20 protein-coding genes are annotated in these 23,663 nt (G+C 69.9%); 12 read left to right on the top strand and 8 right to left on the bottom strand.

All coding sequences use genetic code 11. The features are described 5' to 3' along the window. Nucleotides 1-55 precede the first annotated feature (55 nt). Together AB0C01_RS26880 and AB0C01_RS26875 are read left to right on the top strand one after the other, a co-directional pair. Nucleotides 56-1,069, top strand: a complete 1,014-nt coding sequence (locus AB0C01_RS26880) for an ATP-binding cassette domain-containing protein (protein WP_357242234.1) — start codon at nt 56-58, stop codon at nt 1,067-1,069. Beyond that, a complete protein-coding gene (locus AB0C01_RS26875) occupies nt 1,066-1,923 on the top strand; it encodes an ABC transporter permease (RefSeq protein ID WP_357572449.1) in 858 nt (285 codons plus the stop codon). The genes AB0C01_RS26880 and AB0C01_RS26875 overlap by 4 nt, the downstream gene beginning before the upstream one ends. Nucleotides 1,924-1,971: 48 nt before the next feature. On the opposite strand, the gene AB0C01_RS26870 is transcribed toward AB0C01_RS26875, so the two are convergent. Beyond that, entirely contained in the window at nt 1,972-5,355 is a 3,384-nt protein-coding gene (locus tag AB0C01_RS26870; protein ID WP_357572448.1) for an AAA family ATPase, read from the bottom strand. Between the two features lie 166 nt (nt 5,356-5,521). On the opposite strand from AB0C01_RS26870, the gene AB0C01_RS26865 reads away from it, so the two are divergent. Then, nucleotides 5,522-5,968 (top strand): helix-turn-helix domain-containing protein, encoded by a 447-nt coding sequence (locus AB0C01_RS26865; protein ID WP_357572447.1) that lies wholly within the window; start codon nt 5,522-5,524, stop codon nt 5,966-5,968. Next, on the top strand, nt 5,961-6,329 hold the full coding sequence (locus tag AB0C01_RS26860) for a DUF4180 domain-containing protein (protein ID WP_357572446.1): 369 nt from the start codon (nt 5,961-5,963) through the stop codon (nt 6,327-6,329). Before AB0C01_RS26865 ends, AB0C01_RS26860 begins: the two co-directional genes overlap by 8 nt. A gap of 5 nt (nt 6,330-6,334) precedes the next feature. Here the strand turns inward: AB0C01_RS26860 and AB0C01_RS26855 are convergent, their stop codons facing one another. Then, complete coding sequence (locus AB0C01_RS26855; protein WP_357572445.1) at nt 6,335-6,964, bottom strand: hypothetical protein; 630 nt, start codon at nt 6,962-6,964, stop codon at nt 6,335-6,337. 185 nt (nt 6,965-7,149) lie between these two features. On the opposite strand from AB0C01_RS26855, the gene AB0C01_RS26850 reads away from it, so the two are divergent. After that, nucleotides 7,150-7,986, top strand: coding sequence for a hypothetical protein (locus tag AB0C01_RS26850; protein ID WP_357242216.1), 837 nt, complete (start codon nt 7,150-7,152; stop codon nt 7,984-7,986). 359 nt (nt 7,987-8,345) lie between these two features. Here AB0C01_RS26850 and AB0C01_RS26845 read toward each other — a convergent pair whose 3' ends face one another. Next, nucleotides 8,346-9,236, bottom strand: coding sequence for a hypothetical protein (locus AB0C01_RS26845; RefSeq protein WP_357242214.1), 891 nt, complete (start codon nt 9,234-9,236; stop codon nt 8,346-8,348). 363 nt (nt 9,237-9,599) lie between these two features. On the opposite strand from AB0C01_RS26845, the gene AB0C01_RS26840 reads away from it, so the two are divergent. Continuing rightward, a complete protein-coding gene (locus AB0C01_RS26840; RefSeq protein ID WP_357572444.1) occupies nt 9,600-12,080 on the top strand; it encodes a hypothetical protein in 2,481 nt (826 codons plus the stop codon). A gap of 2 nt (nt 12,081-12,082) precedes the next feature. On the opposite strand, the gene AB0C01_RS26835 is transcribed toward AB0C01_RS26840, so the two are convergent. Continuing rightward, nucleotides 12,083-12,580 carry a peptidase inhibitor family I36 protein gene (locus tag AB0C01_RS26835; protein WP_357572443.1) on the bottom strand — a complete coding sequence of 166 codons (498 nt, stop codon included), beginning with the start codon at nt 12,578-12,580 and terminating at the stop codon, nt 12,083-12,085. 173 nt (nt 12,581-12,753) lie between these two features. Between AB0C01_RS26835 and AB0C01_RS26830 the strand changes: the two genes are divergently transcribed. Continuing rightward, nucleotides 12,754-13,638: a cellulose binding domain-containing protein gene (locus AB0C01_RS26830; RefSeq protein ID WP_357572442.1), complete on the top strand. Its 885-nt coding sequence runs from the start codon at nt 12,754-12,756 to the stop codon at nt 13,636-13,638. 132 nt (nt 13,639-13,770) lie between these two features. Here the strand turns inward: AB0C01_RS26830 and AB0C01_RS26825 are convergent, their stop codons facing one another. From AB0C01_RS26825 to AB0C01_RS26810, 4 genes are all read right to left on the bottom strand, one after another. Then, on the bottom strand, nt 13,771-14,562 hold the full coding sequence (locus AB0C01_RS26825; protein WP_357572441.1) for a DUF6082 family protein: 792 nt from the start codon (nt 14,560-14,562) through the stop codon (nt 13,771-13,773). 48 nt (nt 14,563-14,610) lie between these two features. Next, complete coding sequence (locus tag AB0C01_RS26820) at nt 14,611-15,225, bottom strand: DUF6879 family protein (RefSeq protein WP_357572440.1); 615 nt, start codon at nt 15,223-15,225, stop codon at nt 14,611-14,613. Continuing rightward, nucleotides 15,218-15,493, bottom strand: a complete 276-nt coding sequence (locus AB0C01_RS26815; RefSeq protein WP_357572439.1) for a hypothetical protein — start codon at nt 15,491-15,493, stop codon at nt 15,218-15,220. The genes AB0C01_RS26820 and AB0C01_RS26815 overlap by 8 nt, the downstream gene beginning before the upstream one ends. Before the next feature lie 144 nt (nt 15,494-15,637). Continuing rightward, entirely contained in the window at nt 15,638-16,741 is a 1,104-nt protein-coding gene (locus tag AB0C01_RS26810; RefSeq protein ID WP_357572438.1) for an FAD-binding oxidoreductase, read from the bottom strand. A 218-nt stretch (nt 16,742-16,959) separates the two neighbouring features. On the opposite strand from AB0C01_RS26810, the gene AB0C01_RS26805 reads away from it, so the two are divergent. From AB0C01_RS26805 to AB0C01_RS26785, 5 genes are all read left to right on the top strand, one after another. Then, a complete protein-coding gene (locus AB0C01_RS26805; protein ID WP_357242196.1) occupies nt 16,960-17,478 on the top strand; it encodes a flavoprotein in 519 nt (172 codons plus the stop codon). A 223-nt stretch (nt 17,479-17,701) separates the two neighbouring features. Beyond that, entirely contained in the window at nt 17,702-19,111 is a 1,410-nt protein-coding gene (locus AB0C01_RS26800) for a hypothetical protein (protein WP_357572437.1), read from the top strand. Beyond that, the gene (locus AB0C01_RS26795) at nt 19,108-19,668 is read left to right on the top strand and encodes a GNAT family N-acetyltransferase (protein ID WP_357242190.1); all 561 of its coding nucleotides are present in this window, start codon (nt 19,108-19,110) and stop codon (nt 19,666-19,668) included. Before AB0C01_RS26800 ends, AB0C01_RS26795 begins: the two co-directional genes overlap by 4 nt. Before the next feature lie 153 nt (nt 19,669-19,821). After that, nucleotides 19,822-20,349 carry a macro domain-containing protein gene (locus tag AB0C01_RS26790; protein ID WP_357242187.1) on the top strand — a complete coding sequence of 176 codons (528 nt, stop codon included), beginning with the start codon at nt 19,822-19,824 and terminating at the stop codon, nt 20,347-20,349. After that, nucleotides 20,349-23,435: a DUF3427 domain-containing protein gene (locus AB0C01_RS26785; RefSeq protein ID WP_357242184.1), complete on the top strand. Its 3,087-nt coding sequence runs from the start codon at nt 20,349-20,351 to the stop codon at nt 23,433-23,435. The genes AB0C01_RS26790 and AB0C01_RS26785 overlap by 1 nt, the downstream gene beginning before the upstream one ends. The last annotated feature ends 228 nt before the right edge of the window (nt 23,436-23,663 follow it).

The following is a 23,663-nucleotide window of genomic DNA, read 5'->3' as shown; positions in this document are numbered from 1 at the left end:
CGTCTCGCGCCTTACGGGTGGCAGGCCAACCCGTACACCTCGAAAGGTACGAATCATGAGTAGACGCACCACCGGCCTGGCCATCGAGGCCGAGGGACTGACCCGCTCGTTCGGGGACACCAAGGCCCTGGCCGGCATGGACCTTCAGGTGCCCGCCGGCACCGTCTACGGCCTGCTCGGTCCGAACGGGGCGGGCAAGACCACAGCAGTCCGGGTGCTCGCGACGTTGCTGCGCCCGGACGGGGGCTCGGCCCGGGTGTTCGGGCACGACGTGGTCACCGAGGCCGACAAGGTCCGGTCCCGGGTCAGCCTCACCGGCCAGTACGCCTCCGTCGACGAGGACCTGACCGGTACGGAGAACCTGGTGCTCCTCGCCCGCCTGCTCGGCCTGCGCAAGCCGGCCGCCCGGGAGCGCGCGGCGGCACTGCTCGCCGCGTTCGGTCTGACCGAGGCGAGTGACCGCCAGGTGAAGAAGTACTCGGGTGGGATGCGGCGGCGCATCGACATCGCCGCCAGCATCCTCAACACCCCCGATCTGCTGTTCCTCGACGAGCCGACGACGGGCCTCGACCCGCGCAGTCGCAACCAGGTGTGGGAGATCGTCCGGGCGGTGGTGTCGCACGGCACGACGGTGCTGCTGACCACCCAGTACCTCGACGAGGCCGACCAGCTCGCCGGGCGGATCGCGGTCGTCGACCACGGCCGGGTGATCGCCGAGGGCACACCGGGTGAGCTGAAGTCGTCGGTCGGCTCCGGCACCGTCCACCTGCGACTGCGCGATCCCGGCCAGCGGCCCGAGGCGGAGAGGGTGCTCCGGGAGGCGCTCGGCGTGCCGGTGCAGCTCGCCGCCGACCCGGTGGCGTTGACCGCCCGCGTCGGTGAGGCCGGCACCGACCTCGACGCCAGCGCCCAGGCCTCGCGAGCGCTCGGCGAGCTGGCCCGTGCCGGCATCGTCGTGGACAACTTCTCCCTCGGCCAGCCGAGCCTGGACGAGGTCTTCCTGGCCCTGACCGATCACCCCGCCGTGCCGGCCGACGAGCCCGACAACGAGCTGGAGGCAGCCCGATGAGCGACACCACGACCACCACGACCGAACGGGCGCCGACGGTCTACGTCCCCTCCGCCGAGGCGCTGGCGACGGTGCTCGCGCCCGGTGCCCGACCGCCTCGACCGAGCGCGCTCGGCGCGTCGCTCACCTTCGGCTGGCGGGCCATGCTGAAGATCAAGCACGTGCCGGAGCAGCTCTTCGACGTGACCGCGTTCCCGATCATCATGGTGCTGATGTTCACGTACCTGTTCGGCGGTGCCCTCGCCGGCAGCCCGCGCGAGTACCTGCAGTTCTTCCTGCCCGGCATCATGGTGACAAGCGTCGTGATGATCACCATGTACACCGGGATCGGCCTCAACACCGACATCGAGAAGGGCATCTTCGACAGGTTCCGGACGCTGCCCGTCTGGCGTCCCGCCGCCCTGGTCGGCATGATCTTCGGCGACGTGCTGCGCTACATCCTCGCCGCCCTGGTGATCCTGGGCCTGGGGCTGGTGCTCGGCTTCCGGCCCGCCGGCGGGGTGGTCGGCGCGGCCGTCGGCATCGGGCTGCTGGTGGTGTTCTCGTTCGCGTTCTCCTGGGTGTGGACGTTCTTCGGGCTGATCCTGCGCAGCGAGAAGTCGGTGATGGGGGTCAGCATGATGGTGCTGTTCCCGCTGACGTTCCTGAGCAACGTCTTCGTCGATCCGAGCACCATGCCCGGCTGGCTCCAGGCGTTCGTGAAGGTCAACCCGGTGACGCAACTGGTGGCCGCGATCCGCGGGGCGATGAGCGGCGAGTCGGACCCGTCGGCCACCATGTGGCTGCTGGCCTGGAGCGCCGGCTTCCTGGTCGTCTTCGGCACCCTGACCATGTACCGGTACAACCGCCGCTGACCCTGTCCCCACCCCACCCTTGCCGTCCTGGGGTGGGGCGGGGACATCTCAGAGCCGCCAGGGCAGTGGCTCGGGGGGCAGGTAGCGGCACGCGTTGCCGGTGGAGACGGATTCGCGCAGGTGACTGGCGAGCGCCGGGTGGCGGTCGTCGAGCTTGCGCAGCGTGTCCCGGATCCGCGCGGTCACCGTCTTGCGAGCCCGCTCGGCCTCGTCGCCCAGCCGGCGGCTCCGGCCGGCCAGCCCCGCTGCCACCCGCAGCTCGTCGAGCAACGCACCCCGTTCGTTGTCCAGCGCGGCCACCTTGCGGTCGTCGTCGCGTGCGGCGGCCCGGTCGATCTCCTCGTCGAGACGTGCCAGGTGTTGCCGGTAACGGGCCTTCGCCTCGTCGTCGAGGACGGGATCGGCACCCATCCGGCGGGCGGCGATCAACTCCGGACCGGCGGCCGGGTCGAGCAACTCCACCGCCGGCACGTCGGTGCCCGGCCGGCTCAGCAGCAGGTGCAGGTCGCGCAGGCCCTTGGCGTCGGGCAGGTGCACCACCGACCCGGCGTACCCGAGTTGCCAGACCGGACCGTCGCGCCGAAACTCGTACCCCCCGCCGGCTGGCTCGTCCGCCGCGGCCTGACCGGACGCGGAAGCCTGGCCTGGCCCGGCATTGGCCGGCCCGCCGCTCTGACCCGGCGCGGCAAGTTGGCCGAGCCCGTTGAGTTGGCCTGGCCCGGAGAGCTGACCTGGCCCGGCGGCCATGGTCGGGCCGACAGCCGGTCCCGGCGTGACGGCCTGGCGTGCGGTGGCGGTGGTGGGTGCGGCCGGATCGACGGTCGCGCCGAGCCGGTCGAGCACCTGCGTCATGCCGAGAGCGGTTGCCTCCCGGGCGGTGGTGGCCCGTAGTGCGGCAAGTGTCGCGGCGTCGGCCGGGTGTCCCCGCGCGGCGAGGGCGTTCACGAGGCCGGCGCGGGCGATGAGCGACCAGGGGCGGGAGCCCAACCGGTCGGCGGAGTCACACGCGGCCGTGAAGCCGGCGATGGCGTCGTCCCAGCGCTGTTGGGCGGCGTCGACGAGCGCCAGCCAGTGGTCGACGGGGCCGCTGATGTCGCAGCCGAACAGCCCCACGGTCCACTCGCCGCGGTGCGGGGCGAGCGCGGCCCGCGCGGCCTCGCAGCGCCGCGGGTCGCCGGACGCCGCGGCGGCCTGCGCCTGCAACCGCAGCCAGAGCGGCGACACGGGGCGCGGGTACCGGATGGTGGTGGCCTCGATGCCGGCGGTCAGCCGGACCGTCGTCTCGTCGTCGCCACGCTCCGCCGCGGTGATCGCCCGCAGCAACTCGCGGTAGGGGTAGTCGAGCGGGGCCAAGCCGTCCAGCAGGGTGTCGGCCTCGGCGTGCCGGCCCTGCAACAACAGCCGGGACCAGCGCAGGTGATGGCCCATGAAGCCGAACTCGGCGTGGCTCAGGTCGGTGATGTCGGCGAAGCTCTTGTCGGCCTCGGCGAAGTCTCCTCGGAAAGCCGCGATGATCGCGCTGTCGACGGTTGCCGCCATGTCGTGCCGAGCGAGGTCGCCCCGCCGGTCGGCGCTGATGAAGGTGGTGAACTCGTCGTTGAAGCGGGGGTCGCCCAACTCCAGCAGCGCCACCCAGCGCAGCGAGGTGGCCCACAGCTCGGTCTCGCGGTCTCCCGTCCGGCGGGCCACGTCGCGGATCTCGGCGGTCAGCACGGCACGGGCCGCCGCGGTGCCCAGCCCCCAGGTGGAGTCGTGGCGGGCCCAGAGGCTGAAGGTGAGGGCCTCGTCGTCGCGCCCTCGACGGGCGATCGACTCGGTGGCGGTGATCAGGTCGGCGATCAGCGCGCCGACCGGCGCGTCCGGATCCGGTTCGCCGATCAGCCGCCGGTACGCCTCGCGGACCAACTCCGCCGCCTCGACGGAGTCGGCGGTCACCACCTGGCGGGCGCGGTTGACGATGAGCGCGACCCGGGCCAGCAGGGCCGGGTCGTCGAGGGTGCGGGCCAGTGTCCCGGCCTCGGAGAGCAGGCGCTCGGCCTCTTCCCGGTCGGCGTGGTGATATTGCGCCTCACCGAACTCGACGAGGATCCGCACCCGTTGGCTACGGTCCTCGACGATCTCCAGCGCTCGGCGGTAGTGCACCGCTGCCTCGTCGGTGGCGAGCCGGGCGAACGCGTCCCGGCCGGCGGCGACCAGCAGCGTGGCCACCCGGGCGCGGTCGAGCGCCGGGCCGGCGAGGTAGGCGTGCCGGGCGAGGTCGGCCGGGATCAGCAGGTCGGTGAGCTCCCGCAGGTCGTCGACCGCCCGGACCACCGTGCCGTGGCGGGCCTGCCGATCGTCGTCGGTCAGACCGTCGTAGAGCGTCTCGCGGACCAGGTCGTGGGCGAAGGCGAACCGGCCGCCGCCCCGGGAGACCGCCAACCGGGCCGTCAGCGCACGGTCGAGCAGCCTGTCGACCTGCGCCACGGGGGCGGTCACGCACGCCGCGAGGACCTGGCGGTGGAACTCGCGGCCCAGCACGGCGGCGACGGTGAGCGCCTCGACCACGGCCGGGGGCAGTTGGGCCAGGCGACGCCGCACCGCCTCCCGTACGCCGGGCGCGATCGTGTCCGCCGCCTCGTCGGCATGCCACAGTCGAGCCGTCTGCTCGATGAAGAAAGGGTTGCCGCCGGTCCGCCGGTGCACCTCGTCGACGAGGCCGGCGGCCGGTTTCCGCCCGGCGGTGCGGGTCATCAACGCGGCCACCTCGTCCCGGGAGAGGCCGGTGAGGGTGATGGTGGTGGCCTTCGCGACGAGCGGCATCAGCAGCGGGCGAAGCGGGTGCTCACCCGACTCGACCTCGGCGTCGCGGTAGGTGCCGATCAGCAGCAGGCGCTCGAACCAGGTGTGCTGGGCGGCGAAGCTCAGCAGCCGCAGGGAGGCCGGGTCGGCCCAGTGCAGGTCGTCGAGGATGACCACGACCGGCCGGTGCTGGGAGACCGCGACGAGTGCGGCGGTCACCCCGTCGTACAGGGCGAACGCCTCCTGGTCACCGACGTCCGGGACGCTGTCGACGCCGGCCCAACTGGTCAGGCGGTCGGCCGGCTCCTTGCTGGTGCCGGACTCACCGAGCAGGGCCGCGAGGGCAGGCTCGGCGGCCTGCCGTGCCACCGCCCAGTCGTCGGCGGAGCGCCGCAGACCGCGCAGCACCTGCACCCACGGCCAGTAGCCGGGGGCACTGTCGGAATCCCAGCAGGCGGCACCGAGGACCAGCGCGCCGCGCTGCCGGGCCTCCCAGGCCACCGACGTGACGAGTGTCGTCTTGCCGATGCCCGGCTCGCCGGTGACCAGGGCGAGGCCGCCGTGGCTGGTGGCGGCCCGGTCCAACTCGGCGCGCAGCAGAGCCGCGGGGTGATCCCGCCCGATGATGGCGTCGCCGCGCCGCACGTCCATGGTTCCCAGACGGTACTGGACCCCTCCGACGATGGACGTCGAGATCTGACAACGGCCGGCCGCCGGCCGATGACAGTGGGGAGCCGCGGCCCGGTGGAGCTGATGTCATGAGCGAATCAGGCCGCATGCTTCCGCAAACTTCCCTATGCGGCTAGGTTAGGGAACAATGAAGGAAGAAATATTTTCGGTGGAGCAGGTCGCCGACCGACTCGGGCTGCACGTACGAACGGTGCGCGGCTACATCCGCTCGGGCCGGCTGCACGCGGTGCGGATCGGCAAGCAGTATCGGATCGCCGCCAGCGATCTCGACGCCCTCACCGGGCAGGCACCGGCCGTCGTGACCGGGCCGGCGGAGGTGTCGAGCATCGTGCAGATCGACGGTGTCGACCGGGCCGCCGCCGACCGGCTCGGCACGCTCGTGCTCACCAGCGCCAACACCGCCCACGACCAGGCCAACCCGCTGCGGGTGCAGACGGTGTACGACGAACGACGCCACCGGATGAAGGTCATCATCTTGGGCGCCCCGGCCGACACCGCCGAACTGCTGCACCTGCTCGACGCCGTCCTCAACGCCGACAACGGCCTACTCGACCGGGAGGTCCACGATGCCTGACGAGATCCAGGAACGCGCCGGAGTGCAGGTGATGGTGTGCGACCCGGCCGGCCCGACCGTCACCACCGAGCAGGATGCGCTGGACCTGATCGGCGCGGCCTTCCTCGGCGCCCAGGTGGTCGCCGTGCCGGCCGACCGACTCGACGAACGCTTCTTCTCGTTGGGCACCCGCTTCGCGGGCGACGTGATGCAGAAGTTCGTCAACTACCGGCTGCGGTTGGCCATCGTCGGCGACATCTCGGCGCAGCTCGCGGAAAGTGCCGCGCTGCGCGCCCTGGTGCACGAGTCGAACCAGGGCGGGCACATCTGGTTCGTCGCCGACCTCGACGCGCTCGACGCCCGCCTGCGCGCGGCGCGATAGTCGCCTCACCCGCCGCCGACAACCGCCATCTCGACCTCGTCCGCCTCGATCGCCCACACCCGGGCCTGCTCGGCCGCCCACCGCAGGTAGGCCAGCCACTCCTCGGACGACCAGCCGTTGCGCCGACCGACGCCCGCCTCGGCGGGGAGGAGGCTGGCCACGACACGGTCGAGGATCAGGGGCTGCACGCCGCCCTCCCCGCGCCGGTAGCCGACGAAGTAGAGGACCTTCGTGAACAGGCCCGGCCCCAGCCAGGGCAGGCGAGCGTGGTCGGGGCTGCCGAAGCGGCGGTACGCCGTGCGCAACGCGGCCTCGTCGGGTGCCGGCACGGACATCTCTTCCAGCGCGTACGCCAGGCGTTCGCCGTTCGGGTCGGCGTCGAGCGACCTGGTGGCGCGCCACGGGCCGTACCCGATGGGTCCGTAGGCCCAGACCAGCACGGCGGTCAACAGGTGGCGTGCGCTCGAGGAGCCGGCCCGGTACGCGTCGGCCACCGCGAAGACGTCCCGTCGCCAGACCTCGCCGGTCGCCGGCAGCACGTCGGGCCACGCGTCCGGCGGCAGCCCGGCCCGCCAGCGGCTTATGTCCACAGTGACTGGTGCCCGCTCACCCGGTAACACCAACACGTCGGCCATGGCGGCCTCCCTCAGATCGCGCGCTCGCGGAAGTTCGTGGTTCGGACGCTATGGACGGGCGCTCCCATCCGCCGCCCGCCGACGGAAAGTCGCGGTATCGATTGCCGGGGCGCCTGCCTTCTGACCCGCGACAGCGCTCATCGGCGGGGACGGTGGGTGTCGCACGGTTGATCTACGGTGTTCGCGTGCTTCCCCGAAACGAGAAGATTCTCGACCAGGTCCGCGCCGAGGCGCTGCGCCGCGACATCCCCGCCGCCGAGGTGGAGCGCTGGCTGGGGCTCGCCCGCCCGTCCGCGCTCCTGAAACAGCAGGGTGACGGGCCGGTCGTGGGCGCCATCCGTGGGCCGGTGCTGCTTCCCGCCGACGCCAAGGACCCCACGTTCCCCCTGATCGCCACCATCGACTGTGCCGCCCTTCCGGCAGACGTGACCGACCTTCCGCTACCGGCCGACGGCCACCTGCTGCTGTTCGGTTGGCCCGAGGAGGACGGCTACGGCCAGGTGATGTACGTGCCGGCGGGCGTGCCCGTCGAGGAGCGAGAGCAGTATCCGCCGGGCTTCTCTCCGGAAGACGAGGAGTGCGCCGAGGTCTACGCGGAGATCCCGGAGGGCGACCTGCACCTCACGGTCGACATCTCCCTGCCCTACGTCAAGACGATTCCCGGGCCGCCGTGGTCTCCGCCGTTGCCGGGCGATCCTCCGTTCGAGGAGCTGACCAAGGTGTGGCAGGACGTCCTGGGCGACGTGCCCGACGGCGCCTTCTCCTACGAGGGCCATACGACGCCGCTGCTGCTGGGTGGCTACGGCACTGACTGCAACGGTTTCAACCCCGCCTGGTTGGGCGCCCACCGCTCGGGCAACTCCGGCGAGGACGGGCCACCCGACCATGGTGACTGGGTTCTGCTGGCCGAGTTTCACGGCGGCAGACAGGGCGGCGCGACCATCTACTGGGTGATACGGCGTGCCGACCTGAAGGAGCGACGCTTCGACCAGGCCAGCGTCCTCGTCTACTGGAATCCGTGAGGCCGGTCGCTCCAGCGAGCGTCGACCGGGCCGATCGCCGCCAGCTCAGGACTAGCCGCACGGTGACCGGGTACGCGCGATCCATGGGTAGCCACAAGCAGAACAAACACGACAACGGTGGCGAGTCGGCGCGAGGTCGGCGGCATCCGGGCAGCGGCGCTCCGGGCCGCCAGGGTTCGACGGTGGAGCACTCGCCTGACCAACGTCACCGCCGTACCGCGACCGGCTCCGCTGGCACCGAGCGCGACCTGGGTCGAGCCAAGGTCTCGGGCGATGGGCGGATCCAACGCCAGGGCGGCGCGTGAGCTGACCGGGTGTTGCCGCCCCGTGTTCGCGGGGAGGCAACACCGGATGGTTGGTTACGCCGTGGCGCAGATGGCGTACGACGTCTCGGACCAGTTGCCGGCGAAGGCGTCCTCCTCGTACGCACCCGAGTCGACTGTCGTCGGCGCGGTGGCGACGCCGCCGTTGGGCCGGAAGTCGTCCACGATGCCCTCACCGGTGACACCGTTCAGCTCGTAGCCGGCGCCGGTCATCACCTTGCCGGCCGGGCAGCCCGCGACGACACTGCGGAAGTCGAGTGAGTTGTTGGCGCCCACGGCCGACGCGCGGACCAGACCGGGCAGCGGGTTGGCGCAGATCGCGTACGCGGTAACCGACCAGTTCAGTGCGGTGGCGTCAGCTTCGTACGCGCCGGCGGTGACGGACGTCGGCGCGGTGGCGACGCCGCCGTTGGGGCGGAAGTCGTCGACGACGCCCTCACCGGTGACACCGTTCAGCTCGTATCCCGTACCGGTGAGCACCTTGGTGCCCGGGCAGGCGGCCGTGGCGGAGTGGAAGTCGGCCGAGTCGCTGACGCTGACCGCGGAGACCCGCACCAGGCCGGGCAGCGGGTTGGCGCAGATCGCGTACGCCGTCACCGACCAGTTGCCGGCGAACGCCTCCGTCTCGTAGGCGCCCACGGTGACGGACGTCGGCGCGGTGGCGACGCCGCCGTTGGGGCGCAGGTCGTCGACGACGCCCTCACCGGTGACACCGTTCAGCTCGTATCCGGTGCCGGTGAGCACCTTGGTGCCCGGGCAGGTGGCCGTGGCGGAGTGGAAGTCGGCCGAGCTGCTGACGCTTGTCGCGGCGATCCGGACCAGGCCGGGGACCGCGGCGGCCGCGGGGCTCGCCGGAACGAGCACCGCCCCGGCCGCGGCGAGACCGAGCACGAGTACGAACGCTCGGGCTTGTGTGGTGGTACGCATGGTGTTTCTCCCGTCTGAGGCCGGACGGCGGCGTGACGACGCCGACGCCAAGCCGTTCGTGATGACGAATTCACGGTAGGTAACCATCTGGCCAGGCGTTATCTGCAAACCGACTACGTCGCGTAACGGACCACGCCCAGATATCCGCAGCCATGGATGTCACCGATCGCTATGTGACTAAAGCGTAAGGTGACCATTTATTACTTTTAGGTAGGTGCGGGGGGAAGCTGCGAATAAATACCGCGTTCGCCCGAAAGTTGCGGTAGCTTGACTTCCGCGTCTACCGCGCATCCCTCACTCGGACGTGCCACCCCTGCCGTCCGCGTCCACTTTCACCACTTCGTGGAAGGTCCAACGGCGGACATGGGCGACGGTCCCGTTGACGAGTTCGAACGGTACATACAGGATGCGACGGTTTCGGTCGCGTTGCGGGAGTGGGCGGCCGGGCGTGATGCCACCGTCCGCCCTCCGTGCCATGCCACCCGACGTCGTGGGCGCAGCGGTGCGGAGCTGATCCCGATCATCGTGCAGCGACGGGACGGCCGGGACGCCGAGCAGCTGTACGTCAAGGTGCTTCCGGCCGGGCAGGCGATCGAGGAAGCGGCCCGGCACGCGGCGGCCGTCGCCGTCGACGCCGGCTTCGCCGAGCGCCACCTGGTCCGCCAGCCGTACCCGCGATACCCGGTCGGTGACGGCCGGTACCTGATGTTCCAGGACATCGCGCACGGCGCGGAGCTGGTCGTCCCGCTCGCCGGGGTCAGCGACAACCAACTCAAGGACGCCTACCGCACGCTGCTCGACGCGGTGTGGAACGGGTGGCACCGCGCGGGCCGGCGGAGCAGCCGGACCAGCGTCGTGGAGTTCGCGCGCCGGGAGCTGACCGACGCCGGAGCCATCTCCGAGGTGTACACGGCGGCGGACGCGCTCGGTCTGCACGACCTGGACGTCGACTGGCTGCTCGACCCCGCCACCAACACCGTGGTCCCCAACCCCCTCCGGTTCGGCGACGGCAACTCGCTCTTTGACGGCGATCCGCTCGACCAGCTCTGCGGGGTGTCCCACGGGGATCTGCACAGGGGCAACGCTCTCTTCCCGTCCTCCGGTACGTGGTCGGTGCATGTGAAGAAGTTCTGCCTGGTGGACACCGACCGGTTCGCGGTCGACGCCCCGCTCACCCGGGACCTGGTCAGCCTGCTGTTGGACGCCGTCCTCGCCGAGTTGACGGCCGGCACCCGCAGCGTGCAGGCCGACGCCCTGCGTACCCTGCTGATCGACCCGCGTGAACGCCCGTCGGACCGGCTGCCCGCGCTGCCCGCCAAGGTGATCAAGGCCAGCTACGCGGTCGGGTTGGCGGTCGCCAAGGACGGCAACTGGGGTGTGAACTGGCGGGCGCAGTACCTGCTCTCCCTGCTGAGCCAGGCACTGATCTGCTGCACCTACGAGGACGCCGGCCGCGCCGGTCGGGCCTGGTACTTCCGGTTGGCCGCCCACGCGGCGCTCGCCTACCAGCGGGAGTTCCGCCCCGATGTCGTCCCACCTGCCGCGGCCGGCCTGCCCACCGTGCCGCTCGTCGGCGCAGACCCGCAGCCCGCGTTCCCGGGCAACGACCGGCCGGCCCGGTTCGACGCGGTGGGCGCGCAGCCGAGCCAGCAGAACCGGGGTGCCCCACTGGACCGGGAGCACCTCGACCAGCCGCGACGTCCGTCGATCCCGGAGGCACCAAGGTGGCGGTGGGGAACGGTGGCGATTCCGCCACGCCAGGTGCCCGGCGGCTGGCACGGGAACGCGGCCGTCGGCGGCCGGCCGGGATCGGCGACCGAGACGGCGACCAGCGCCAGCGCGCCGGGGCGGCCCCTGAACCGGGACGGAAACCGACGCGCCAACCGGTCGGCACCCCGGCACGTCGTCGCCACCCGGACGAACGCCATCCCGCGGCCCCGCCGCCCCTCGGCCGCGAAGCCTCCGGTGCCGCCGACGGCCTCCGGCCGGACCAGCGGGCTGCCACCCAAACTGCGGGCCGTCCTGGTGATCCTGCTCGGCGGCGGGGTGACGCTGACGTCACTGGTGGCGGTCGGTGCCTCCAACATCAGGGGGCGCGGGGAGGCCCCGGTCACGCCGACGACCGAGGCACCGCCGGGCGCCGTACCGCCGCCGGAAACCCCGGGGTACGCCGGCAGAGCGCAGCGCCTCGCCGACCTCGCGCTGGCCGTCGCCGGGATCGCCCCGCGCCCCACCGACGGGACGTACACCCTGTCCTGCCTGCGGGTCTGGGCTCCGGCGGACCTGGCGCCGGGGGTCGACCGGGGCAGCTACCGGGACGAGCGCCTGTGGTGGAGTACCGCGCTGTCCGGTCGCCGGGTCGTCACGACGACCACCAGGGGTCGGGGCCCCGGCGCGCCCGCGTCGTTCCGGTACGGCCAGGGCGACCTGTCCGAGGTGCCGCCGGTGCCCTCCGTGGACCCGTCGGAGCTGCGCCGTCAGCTCGCCGCCCAACTCAGCGAGTTACCGCCGGAACTGCGCACCGCCGCCGGGATGGTCAACGTGGTCAGTCGGCTCTTCCGCTACCACCTGCTGAGCCCGGGGCAGATCTCGGCGCTGCTGTTCGAGTTGGCGGCCACGCCGGGCATCCAGGAGCGGGGCGCGTACCCGGACTGGGACGACCGACCCGGGTTGGCCTTCAGCGCCGACATCGAGGACCGGCGGGAGACCGTGCAGTTCGACCCGAACACCGGCGAGCTGCTCAGTCACGAGACCACCACGGTTACCGACAACCAGACCCTCGACTATGTGCTGTTCCTGCACAAGGAACGGACCAACCGGACCACCGCGCCCGGCTGCGACTGACGTCACCCGCAGCGACGCTGCACGTAGTTCGGCCAGTTGCGGTAGGGGGACGCGTCGCTGCGGACCCGGTTTCCGGCACCGACGTCGAAGAGCCGGGTGTCGTAGTAGTAGAACGCGACGGATCCGCTCGTGAGGTTGTAGTGCGCCGACTCGACGCGGAACTGCCAGTACCAGGTGGCGAGGCTCTGCCGTCCGCAGTCGGACAGCCGACCCCGGGGATAGCCGTAGTTGGGCCACTCGTAGAAGCAGTACCAGCCCGAGGGGCAGTCGGCCGCGGCGAGCGTCCCGATCGGCCGCCGCAGGGTCACGACGAAATCCCCACCGTCGTAACTGATCTCGTTGTCGTTGATCGCCTTACCGCCCGGGTGGGCAGCCAGATAATCGGCCGTTTCCGGACTGCCGGCCGGAGCGGCGCCGGCCGGACCAGGCGTCGGAAAAACGATCAAAAACCAGCTGAGTACGGCCGCGAGCACGGCGACAACGGGACGGGGAATGACCATTCGACACCTCGCGATGGATGGGCCGCCCGATCAGCGTATTGAGGACACTTGATTGATCGCCAGCTCGAATACGTGCAGAATCCTGACAATGCGCTATTGGGGCACCGCCCCGCACCCCCGCCAACAGGTGAGACATCACATTGATCGATGTTTATTGCCGCTACCATTCGGTCATGCCTGCCCGTCGCGTGACCGCCGCCGTCGCCCTCGCCGCGCTGGCGAGCCTGCTCGCCGTCGACGCCGCCCGTGCCGACGGCCCGGCGATCAGCACCCCCGGCAGTCCCACGGTGGTGGTCAACCAACCACACCAGCTCACCCTCAGTTGGGCGCCATCCACCTGGATCGGCGATCCGGCCGCCGAGCAGCCGATCAACTACGAGGTGCAGGTGCCGCTGGGTCCGCACACGTACCGCTGGCTCGGCACGTCGATCGACAGCACGATCACGCTGACCGACCTCGCGCCCGGCACGACGTACCGGATCGCGGTTGCCGCCCGCGCGCTCGGCGGCTTCTCCGACACCTCGCCCGTCACCACCGTGCGGACCGCCAACGGTCGCGCGACGGTCAGCTACCTCAATCTCGACTGGTCTCCGACCAACAACCAGATCCAGCACGCCCTGAAGGTCACCAACACCGGCTCCGGGCCACTCGACCTGAGCGCCGTGCGGGTGCGCTACTACCTGCGCTTCGAGGGCGCCAACACCTCGCTGGCGCCCAACTGCGACTGGGCCGCGCTGGGCTGCGACCGGATCCGGCAGACCGTGCAGTTCTTCATCCCACCGCCGGCTCCGCCCGCGTCGAGCACACCCACGCCACCGGGCTACCCGATCCCGGGTACGCCGATCTTCGGCTGGGTCGAGCTGACCTTCACCGACGGCATGCTGGAGCCGGGCGAGTCGACCGGGCCGATCCAGCTACGGCACCACCGGCACAGTTGGAGTGACATCGACGAGCGCGACGACCCGAGCTGGCTCGCCGCCACCGGCCAGTGGACCGAGAACGCCCGGATCACGCTGGACGTCGACGGCGTACGCGAATTCGGCGACGTCTCCTCCTGACCTCGTGCCCGCAGCCGAGTGGCATGAGGCGTGTCCGGCCGGCCTTGCCCTGGTGAGCGTGATGCCTGTGAGTCATCAAGATGACTCACAGGCATCAGCCCTCCTGGCGACACGTGCCGCAACCCGCGTACCTCATGGGCCAGGCGGTGAAAGACGTTGCCGGTGGGCATCGCGGCCCTGACGGCGACGGCGGCCGGCGATGAAGGCCGCAGCTCCCAACACAACTCCGACCGCGAGCACCGCGGCACGACCCTTTCCGGCCTCTCGCCGAGACTTCGACTCGGGGCCTGCGTTCGGCACAGCCGTAGCAGGCTCGTTCACCGCCGGTCCTGCCGCGACTGCCAAGAGATACCGGCGATCAACGATCGCTGTGAACCGCCGCGCGCGCCGGGACGTCTCAGCCTTCCGTCGCGGCCCACGCGCCTCCGCCCAGAATCGCCGCCCCACCTGACCCTTGAAGAACTGATCGGCGAGTACCTCCAGGTGCGGCGCGCTGAGAACGTCCACCTCCCACATCGACTGCCAGTGGGTCACGATCAGGTTCGCATAGACGTGCTTGCGGAACCATTCGAGGTCGGTGGCGTCCTCGATCGGCCCCCAGCATTCGAGAAGGGCCGGATCGTCGATCGCCATCTTGAGCAGGTCGGTGTGCAGGGCGCGTACTGCCTGTTCCCGGGCCGCCTTCGCCTCCCGGGACTGCAGCACCAGCGACGACGCAACACCGATGAGCGCCAGGGCCGCGAGGATCGCCGACGCGGCACCGTACGTCTGACCGACGTTGCCCAACAGCGGCCAGTCGTACCCGGGCCGCTTGCCGATCCAGAGCAGAACAGCGGGCGAAAGGAGAACGGCCGCCAGCATGGCCAGGACGGCAAGGAGCAGAATCGTTGGCGTGGCGGATCGACGGGCCAGATCGGAGACCATCCGGAGTCGGGGCACGCTGCCTCCACGCTCGCTGGTGGAGGCAGGCTACTACAGCTGCGGCTGTCTCGGCCTCGTCCCGTCAACCTCTCGACGGAAGAAGGATTCGAAGGGCTCGGCCTGCTCAAGCAGCGACAGCACGCGACTTCGGCAGCCCGCCACCACGGCCGGTTCAACTGTCTTCTCCGCACCGACAGGGGTGCCGGAATCGTCGTAGATGACCTCGTAGACGGCTTGACGGCCGACCACCATCAGCTCCGGAACCAAGCCGGCCGCGGCCTCCCAGTCGCTCACCGAGCCCGCGTCCAACACGCGAATCTGCTCCCCGGCTTCCGCCCGGTAGCGAAGGAAATGCAGCTCCCAGACCAGGTACGGCGTCAACGGAAGTTCGACGATCCGCAGGCGCCGAAGGCCGGAACCGAGCTGGTCAAGGTGCGCGAAGAACGCCACCAACTCCGGGTTCGGCTCCGCCGCGATCCGAAGAGCATCCTCCCATCGGCCATCGGCGTACGCCTCCCAACTGGGGCTGCCCGGCTCACGGAAGGTCTGCATCCGCTCGGTCTTGAGGATCGGGCCGTCGGTCGACTCGACTGTCGCGTAGAAGTCGGCGTCGTACTCGGCGAGGCTCAGCCGCTGCCGGCCGACCGCATCCAACAGATCACGCATCCGGGATGTCCGGCTTGGCGGCAACGAGCATGCTTCGCGGGATGACGACGACCCGTTCGTCCGCACCGACGCTCACACCGTGGGGTAGCCGGGTGGTAAGGACGTCGGTCAGATCACGCCCGATGACCGCGACATCGCCGTTCGACAGCTCCCAGACGTCGGGACACGTCGTCGTTCCCCCACTCTCGCCCAGCTCCGCGGCCGACTTGCCGAGTCTGCGCGAGAAGCTCGCAGTGCGGTCTGCTTCCCAATGTCCCGTCATGTTCATCTCCCACGATTGTGGATTGGCGGTCAGGCTAACAAGACGAGGGTCAAGGCATCGCCTGAATTGTTCGTGTTTTCGGATAGGAGAAAGTGAATCTATCTACCTCGCAGGGACCCGGCAGGTTGTGTCGACTGCGGCATCCGGCTGTCAGCGGGTGAAGGTTGCGGGGGTGTGGATGTGGGTGGCGGGGATGCCGAGGGCCAGGAGCCGGGATCGGGCGCCGGCCATCATCGCAGGCGGACCGCACAGGTAGATGTCCTGGCCGGGCTGGTGGTGGTCGAGGGCGATGGTCAGGGCGTCGCCCTGCTCGGCCGGCTCGGCGCAGGGATCGGCCGAGAACGCCGGCACGACGGTGAGCCAGTCGTGGGCGCATTGCAGCTTGTCGAGGGTGATCGCGTCGTACAGGTCGGTAAAGCTGCGCGCGCCGACGACGAGCGTCACCCGCCGGCCATCCGGTGCGGCGGCGACCTGCTCGACCAGGGCGCGCAGCGGCGCCAGACCGGTGCCACCGGCGACGAGCAGCAGATCGTTCGTGCGCGACCGGTCGAGGGTCAGCCCGGTGCCGCCGGGTGGACCGAGCCAAAGTTGCTCGCCGGGGCGTACCTCGTGGACCAGGCGGTGGGAGACGATGCCGGCGGGTACGGCGCGGACGTGCAGCTCGACGGTGCCGTCGGCGCGCGGGGCATTGGCCGGCGAAAGCCAGCGCCAGCGGCCCGGCAGGCGCGGCGTGCACACCGGGACCACCTGGCCTGGCTGGAAGGGCAGTCGCCGCCAGGGACGTACCGTCAGGATGGCGATGTCGGGCGACGGCCGCTCGTGGCCGATCACCTGGACGTGCCACCAGGCCCGGCCGTCGCCGACGCGAGCGGCGGCCTGGCGGATGGCGTGCGTGGCGCGGCACAGGGCGCGCTCCGCGGCGAGCGCGAGTCGTGGTGTCCACAGTGGGCGCGCGTGCCGGGCCACGGTGGCGAGCAGCGCGTCGCCGATGGTGGTGGAGTGCGGGAGCAGGGCAAAGTGACGGTACGCGCGGCCGAGCACCAGGAGCAGCGCGGACCGGCCCGCAGGGTCGTCGCCGACCATGAGGCGGCCCAGCGCGGTGAAGAACAGCGGCGCGTCGCGGTGTGGGAGTAGGCCGGACCGGCGGTCTTCGAGGGTGCACCAGAAGTCGCCGGCTGCCCGCACATCGACCGACGCCCAGGCTGCGGCCAGGCTCGCGTGAGACGGATGGTCGTCGTCGATCAGGGTGGGCATGCCGGCTCCGAGAGGTTGGCGGATCGAGCGGCACCGGGGCGGGCGGGATGGAGCTGCGCCGTTGAGGGCCGGCGCAACCCGAAGCCAGCACCCGCCCCGGGCCATGCGTCGACTCTCGCGTCTGACCAGGCGAAACAGCATGCCACGGTGATCATCGGCAGCATGCGCGACCCGTATGCGGTCGACTACGCGTCATCCTGGTCGGGCAGACTGCGGGCATGACGGAACGTCCGGTGCTGTATCTGGTCGTCTGCGCCGCGGGTCCGGCGGAACACGTCGACGAGCTGGTCGATCTGCTGATCGCCGACGGCTGGCGGGTGTGCATGATCGTCAGCCCGACCGCCGCGCGGTGGCTCGACCGGGAGGCGTTGCAGAACAAGACCGGCTATCTCGTACGCGTGGAGTGGCGGATGCCCGGCGACCCCGAGCCGCACCCGCCGGCTGATGTGGTGGTGGCCGCGCCGGTCACGTTCAACACGGTGACGAAGTGGGCGTTGGGCATCAACGACACGCTGGCGCTCGGCGTCCTCAACGAGTCGTTGGGGGCGGGGCTGCCGATCCTTGCGTTTCCACACGTGAAGGCGGAGTTGGCTGCCCATCCGGCGTATGCGGGTCACGTGGCGGTGCTGCGCGGGGCCGGTGTAGTCGTCGCCAAGGGGAAGGTGCTCAACCCGGTGGGCGAGAAGGATCGTTGGGCGATGGTGGTCGAGGCGCTGCGGTTGCTTCGTCCGGCCTGAGCATCTGCTCCCTTGTTGGGCGGTCCTTGAGATATGCGTCGCGCGTATACCAGCGCTGCACGCAGCGTGTTCAATGGATAGGCTCGATCAGGCGAGACGGACGGAGCCGCCGGTGACCCACGCGAACTGCCCTCGGTGCGGCGGACGGCTGGCCCGGGACAACGACAGCGGCCGGTGTACGCCGTGCCAGGCCGCCGAACGGGACCGGTTGAGCAGGCCACCGGTGGTGCCGGCGAGCTTCTGGGAACACGAGCCGGTGCGACAGGCCCTCGCCGAGCGGCATCTGGGGCGGGTGATCCGGGCGTACCGCTGCCATCCGTACCACGGGCGGGTCGCGTTGCCGCAGAGCGTGGTGTCCGGGTGGCTGGGGATCACACAGGCGCAACTCAGCCGGGTGGAAAACGGGCCGCCGCTGGTGCACCTGGATCGGCTGGCGCATTGGGCACAGCTTCTTCGGGTGCCGCCGGGAAGTCTCTGGTTCCGCCTTCCCGATGAGCATTGCTGGACGGTGCCGAGGTCCGTGGGCGTCAAGACAAATAGCGCCCATTGCGACGATCAGGTGGTCGAGCGAGGCGAACGGGCAGCCAAGGCGGTTAACGTGGAGCAGGCACCAAGCCAAGGGGGTGGCGCTACGGACCGTCGACGCTTCAACGTACTGGCCGCACTCGCGGGACTCGCCGCAGGCGGTCACACGTACCTGCTCCCCGGGCCGCCTGCTGAGGTGCCGGGAAACATCGGCATGGAACAGGTACGGCTCGCCAGCTCCCTGGTTGACGATCTCCGGCGGGCCGACGCGGCCGTCGGGGCCGACCTGCTTTGCGACGTCGCCATGCAAGCGCACACCAGGCTGTCGGCCTGGGCAGCGCGGGCGAGCTACAGCCGAGAGGTCGGTGACGCGCTCCAGAGCGCCCTGGCTGATCTGTCCATCGAGGCCGCCTGGCTCGCCATCGACGCAGATCGCCGACCCGAGGCAAGGCCGTACCTGCATGAGGCGATCACTCGTTCCCGAATCGCGGATGACCCACAGGTGGAAGTCCGTGCGCTCACACACCTGTCGCTGTTGATCCGCGAAGATCAGCCTGGCGAGTCGCTGCACTGCGCAGAGGCAGCCCTACGGATCTCTGCCGGGTGGACCACGCCTCGACTCAGCACGTTGCTGCACCTACGGAGGGCCCATGCCTACGCAGTGTTCAGGGACGCCAGTGGATTCAGCCGCGAAATGACCAAGGCCCGCCGAGAGCTGGACCGCGGCGCCCATGAAGATGACCAGAGCTTCGTTCACTTCGTGAACGAGCAAGAGCTGAACGGGATCGAAGGGCTCTCCTACCTCGCCCTCGACAGGCCCGAGCGCGCTGTGCAGTCGTTGCGCGCGATCACTGCCAACCCCTCGCCTAGTCATCGACGGAACCAGGTCTACTACGCGGTGCGGCTCTCGGAGGCGGCGTACCAGCAGGGCGACGTCAACGAAGCGGCGCGTATCGCTCTGGACGTGCTGCCCGCCGTACGCCAGATCAACTCGAAGCGAGTGAGTCAGCATCTCGCACAGGTGCGTGGGCATTTGGCGGCACCACGGCAAGCAACCACGACAACCCGCCAGTTCGTTGACGCCTACGATCAGGCGGTGAGTGCGTGATCGAGGGTTTGCAACTGCGCCATTACAGTGCCTTCGAAGCTAAGGAAATCCTAGATCAGCTTGTGAAGCTCTACCTAGAGGTCTACGCGGATGGCGGCGAGTTCTACAGCGAGGACCGCTACCGGCGGCAGCTTGACCTCCACATGCAGCGAGTTGGGTGGGAGTTGATCAGCGCAACAGTCAACGGGGTCCTCCTCGGCTACATCTACGGTTTTCCGCTACCTCCGGATACCCGGTGGTGGGAAGGAATCCACGAGCCAGTGCCGCCCGGGTTTACCGAGGAAGACGGTAGGCGAACCTTTGCCCTCAGTGAACTGCTGATACGTCCTGCCTGGCGCCGTCGGGGCATTGCTAGGGCGCTACACGATGAACTGGTCGCACGGCGGACTGAGCTGCGGACCACGCTCCTGGTTCGCCCTGATAATGCCGCTGCTCAGATCGCGTACAAATCCTGGGGGTGGATAAAAGTAACAAAACTGCGGCCAAGCTGGGGCAGGGCGCCAACCTTTGACGTGTTGGTTCGCAGCGACGAGTTCCGCCCGCGTCTGGACCGCTAGCTGCAATTCCACAAATTCTTCTACGGCTTGAGGGAAGACTCGGGGAGCTTCCTCAGCGGCGGCTCTATCCGTCGGACTGTCGTGGCGGCATCGCCGCGTACGTCGATGTCGGTCCCAGCTGGTACTAAGAGTTACCACGAGGGAGGCACGCCCATGATCATAACCGCGCACGGAGACCTGCTGACCGCTGATGTCGAGGCTTTAGTCAACGCGGTCAACACCGTGGGTGTGATGGGCAAAGGGATCGCCCTGCAGTTCAAGCGTGCCTACCCGGCCAACTACGCCGCCTACCGGGCAGCGTGTGCGGCCCAAGTGATCAAACTAGGCCAGGTGCATTTTTTCGATTCGGCTCGCCCAGGACCAGGCCGCTACGTGATCAACTTTCCGACAAAGGGCCACTGGCGTACCAGCTCGAAGGTGACAGATGTCCAGAACGGACTGTGTGACCTCGTCCGCGTTGTTCGCGAGCACGGGATCTCCTCGATAGCAGTGCCGGCGCTGGGCTGCGGTAACGGCGGTCTCGACTGGAACGAGATCAATCCGTTGATTGAACGGGCCTTCGCTGCCCTGCCGGACGTTCGGGTCCTGATGTTCCCACCGGAGAGTGCAAGCGACAGCCCGGCGTCAAATTCCCCGGCGCGGCGAACGGCAGCGCAGCCACAGAGAGATACCGTGCCGTAATGACGGATCTTGAGCGGGGCGTCTACGAGCACCTGATCACCCGTGAGCTGGCCGACCGCCTCCAGCATGTCGATCCCGCTCTGGTCCAACACCACAAGCTCGACCCCGCCGACGCGCACCACACTCTCGCCCGCCACATAGCGACCCTGGCCGCCCGCGCCCTGCAAGCCGTCCCGAGCGGCGACGACAAGCTCCACCACCAGGTCGCGATGGCGAACCAGATCGCCGAGGCCATCGCCGCCCTCAGCCCAAAGGCGGCAACACACCAGGACCAGGTGACGGACGCCAAGCACCTGCTCCACGCCATCGCCGCCCCACCAACCCCACCGGCCCTGCCAGCCTTCCCGCAGCGCCCCACCACTCCCCTCTCCACCGGCGCGCTGCTGGTCAACGGCCGCCACCAGCCCCGCATCGGCCACGAGGTCAACCACGAGATGGCGTCGGCCGAGAGCGTCGACCTGCTCTGCGCGTTCATCAAGTGGTACGGCCTGCGCATCGTCGAGCCAGCCATCCGCGAGCTGATCGCCAGGGGCGGTCGAGTCCGCGTCATCACCACCACCTACCTCGGTGCCACCGACCAACGAGCGCTGGATCGGCTCACCGAACTCGGCGCCGAGGTCAAGGTGTCGTTCGAGACGCGGACCACCCGCCTACACGCCAAGGCGTGGCTGTTCCGCCGCAACAACGGCACCACCACCGCGTACGTCGGCTCGTCGAACCTGTCGAAGACCGCGCTCGTGGACGGCGTGGAGTGGAACGTCCGCATCTCGAACATCGAGCAGCCGCACGTCATCGACACGTTCACGGCGACGTTCGAGGACTACTGGAACGACCCGGCGTTCGAGACGTACGACGCGACCAGGGACGCCGAGCGGATGCGGCACGCGTTGAGCGGGGAGCGGCGCGACCAGGCACCCACCGAGATCTCGAACCTGGACGTGCGCCCGTACCCGTATCAGGCCGAGATCCTGGCCGACCTGGACGCCGAGCGGCTGGTGCACGGGCGCTGGCGCAACCTGGTCGTGATGGCGACCGGCACCGGCAAGACCGTGGTCGCCGCCCTCGACTACCGCCGGCTGTACCGCAACAACAGGGTGGACTCGCTGCTCTTCGTCGCTCACCAGGAGCAGATCCTGCGGCAGAGCCTGTCGACGTTCCGGCAGGTCATGGGGGACGGCAGCTTCGGTGAAACGCTCGTCGCGGGCGAGAGGCCGAACGGCTGGAAGCACGTCTTCGCCTCCATCCAGTCACTGCACCGCCGGGAGGTCGACCCCGAGGCGTACGACATGGTGATCGTGGACGAGTTCCACCACGCGGAGGCGCCGACGTACGCGCGGCTGTTGGAGCGGCTACGTCCCCGCGTACTCCTCGGGTTGACGGCGACGCCCGACCGGGCCGACGGCGGCGACGTGCGCCGGTGGTTCGACGGGCGCGCGGCCGTTGAGCTGCACCTGTGGGAGGCGTTGGAGCGGCAGTTGTTGGCGCCGTTCCAGTATTTCGGGTTGCACGACGACGTTGACCTGTCGCAGGTCACCTGGAAGCGCGGGCAGGGTTACGACCTGGCGGAACTCAACGTCCTCTACACCGGCAACCACGCTCGGGCACGGTCGGTGCTGCGTGCGGTCGGCGACAAGGTGGACGTCGGGCGGATGCGGGCGCTCGGGTTCTGCGTGAGCATCGGGCACGCGGAATTCATGGCCGACTGGTTCCGGCAACACGGCGTCGAGGCGGCGGCGGTGACGTCGGGAGTGGACCGCGCGACGCAGAAGGGGCTACTGCGGGACTTCAAGGCCGGCAAGCTGCGGGTGCTCTTCACCGTGGACCTGTTCAACGAGGGCGTCGACCTGCCGATGGTCGACACGATCCTGATGCTGCGGCCCACCGAGAGCGCCACGATCTTCCTGCAACAGCTCGGCCGTGGCCTGCGCCTCGACGACGACAAGCCCTGCCTCACGGTGCTCGACTTCATCGGTGGGCAGCACGCGAACTTCCGCTTCGACAGGCGGTGGCGTGCCCTGACCGGGGTGAGCCGACGGGCGATCACCGAGGCGGTCCGCGACGACTTCCCCAGCCTGCCGAGCGGCTGCCACGTCGAGCTGGACCGGGTGGCCAAGGAGGTGGTGCTCGCCAATCTGAAGAACGCGCTGCCCACCTCGAAGGCCGGTCTGGTGTCTGAGCTGCGGCAACTCGGCGACGTCAGCCTGACGACGTTCCTTCGCGAGACCGGCCTGGAGATCGAGGACGTGTACCGCTCGGCCAGCATCGGCGGCTGGACCGGGCTGCGGCGACTCGCCGGCATCGAGACGTCCGCGCCCGGCCCGGACGACCGCGAGCTGGGCCGCGCCATCGGCCGCATGCTGCACACCGACGACGTCGACCGGCTGGAGCTGCTGACCCGGGTCGCGGCCGGACCGCCCGCGCCAGGCCAGCAGGTGTACGACGGGAACGGCCGACTGTTGGACATGCTGCACTTCAGCCTCTGGGGGCCGAACGCGCCCCTGACCGGGCGCGACGAGCGGTTGACCGGACTGTGGAAGGACCCGGCGCGCTGCACCGAGTTGCGGCAGGTAGCCGAGGTGCTACGGGACCGCATCCATCGGGTCACGCCGACTGTCGCTCCGGGTGGGGTGCCGTTGCGGGTGCACGCCCGCTACAGCCGCAACGAGGCCTGCGCCGCCTTCGGGATGACCAACCCGGGATCGCTGCGTGAGGGAGTGAAGTGGCTGCCCGACGCCGGCGCTGACCTGTTCTTCGTCACGCTGGTCAAGTCGGAGGCGCACTACTCCCCCACCACCATGTACGCCGACCGGGCCATCACCGACACCCTGTTTCAGTGGGAGTCGCAGAGCACCACCTCGGCAGCATCGGCAACCGGGCAGCGCTACGTCTCGAGTGGCTCGACGGTGCACCTCTTCGTTCGGGAGACCCGGATCGCCGACCGCGATCTGGGCGCGCCGCCGTATCTCTACGCCGGCACCATGACGTACGAGTCGCACACTGGCGACCGGCCGATGCGGGTTCTCTGGCGGCTTCACCACGCCCTACCCGCCGACGTCTACGCCACCGCCCGCACGATCGCCGCCTAGTGCTGCTCCTGGAGTGGGTCAGGGGCAGTGGTGTCGAATTGACTCGCCTCCTGCTGGCCCAGTGCGACTAAGGCCTGTTTCATAAGAACTGGCCGGCCTGCGGCGGGCCCAGACGACGACCGGCGGCGTTGCGGTTCCGCCCGGATACAACACCGGTATCCCAACGAAACCGCGCCTTGCCGGATCGCCGCCCGGACACCGCCTCGGCTCGACCGCCCTTATGAAACA

The sequence above is a fragment of the Micromonospora sp. NPDC048905 genome (assembly GCF_040649655.1).
Lineage (GTDB): Bacteria > Actinomycetota > Actinomycetes > Mycobacteriales > Micromonosporaceae > Micromonospora.
This window is presented reverse-complemented; position numbering and strand designations above follow the sequence as displayed.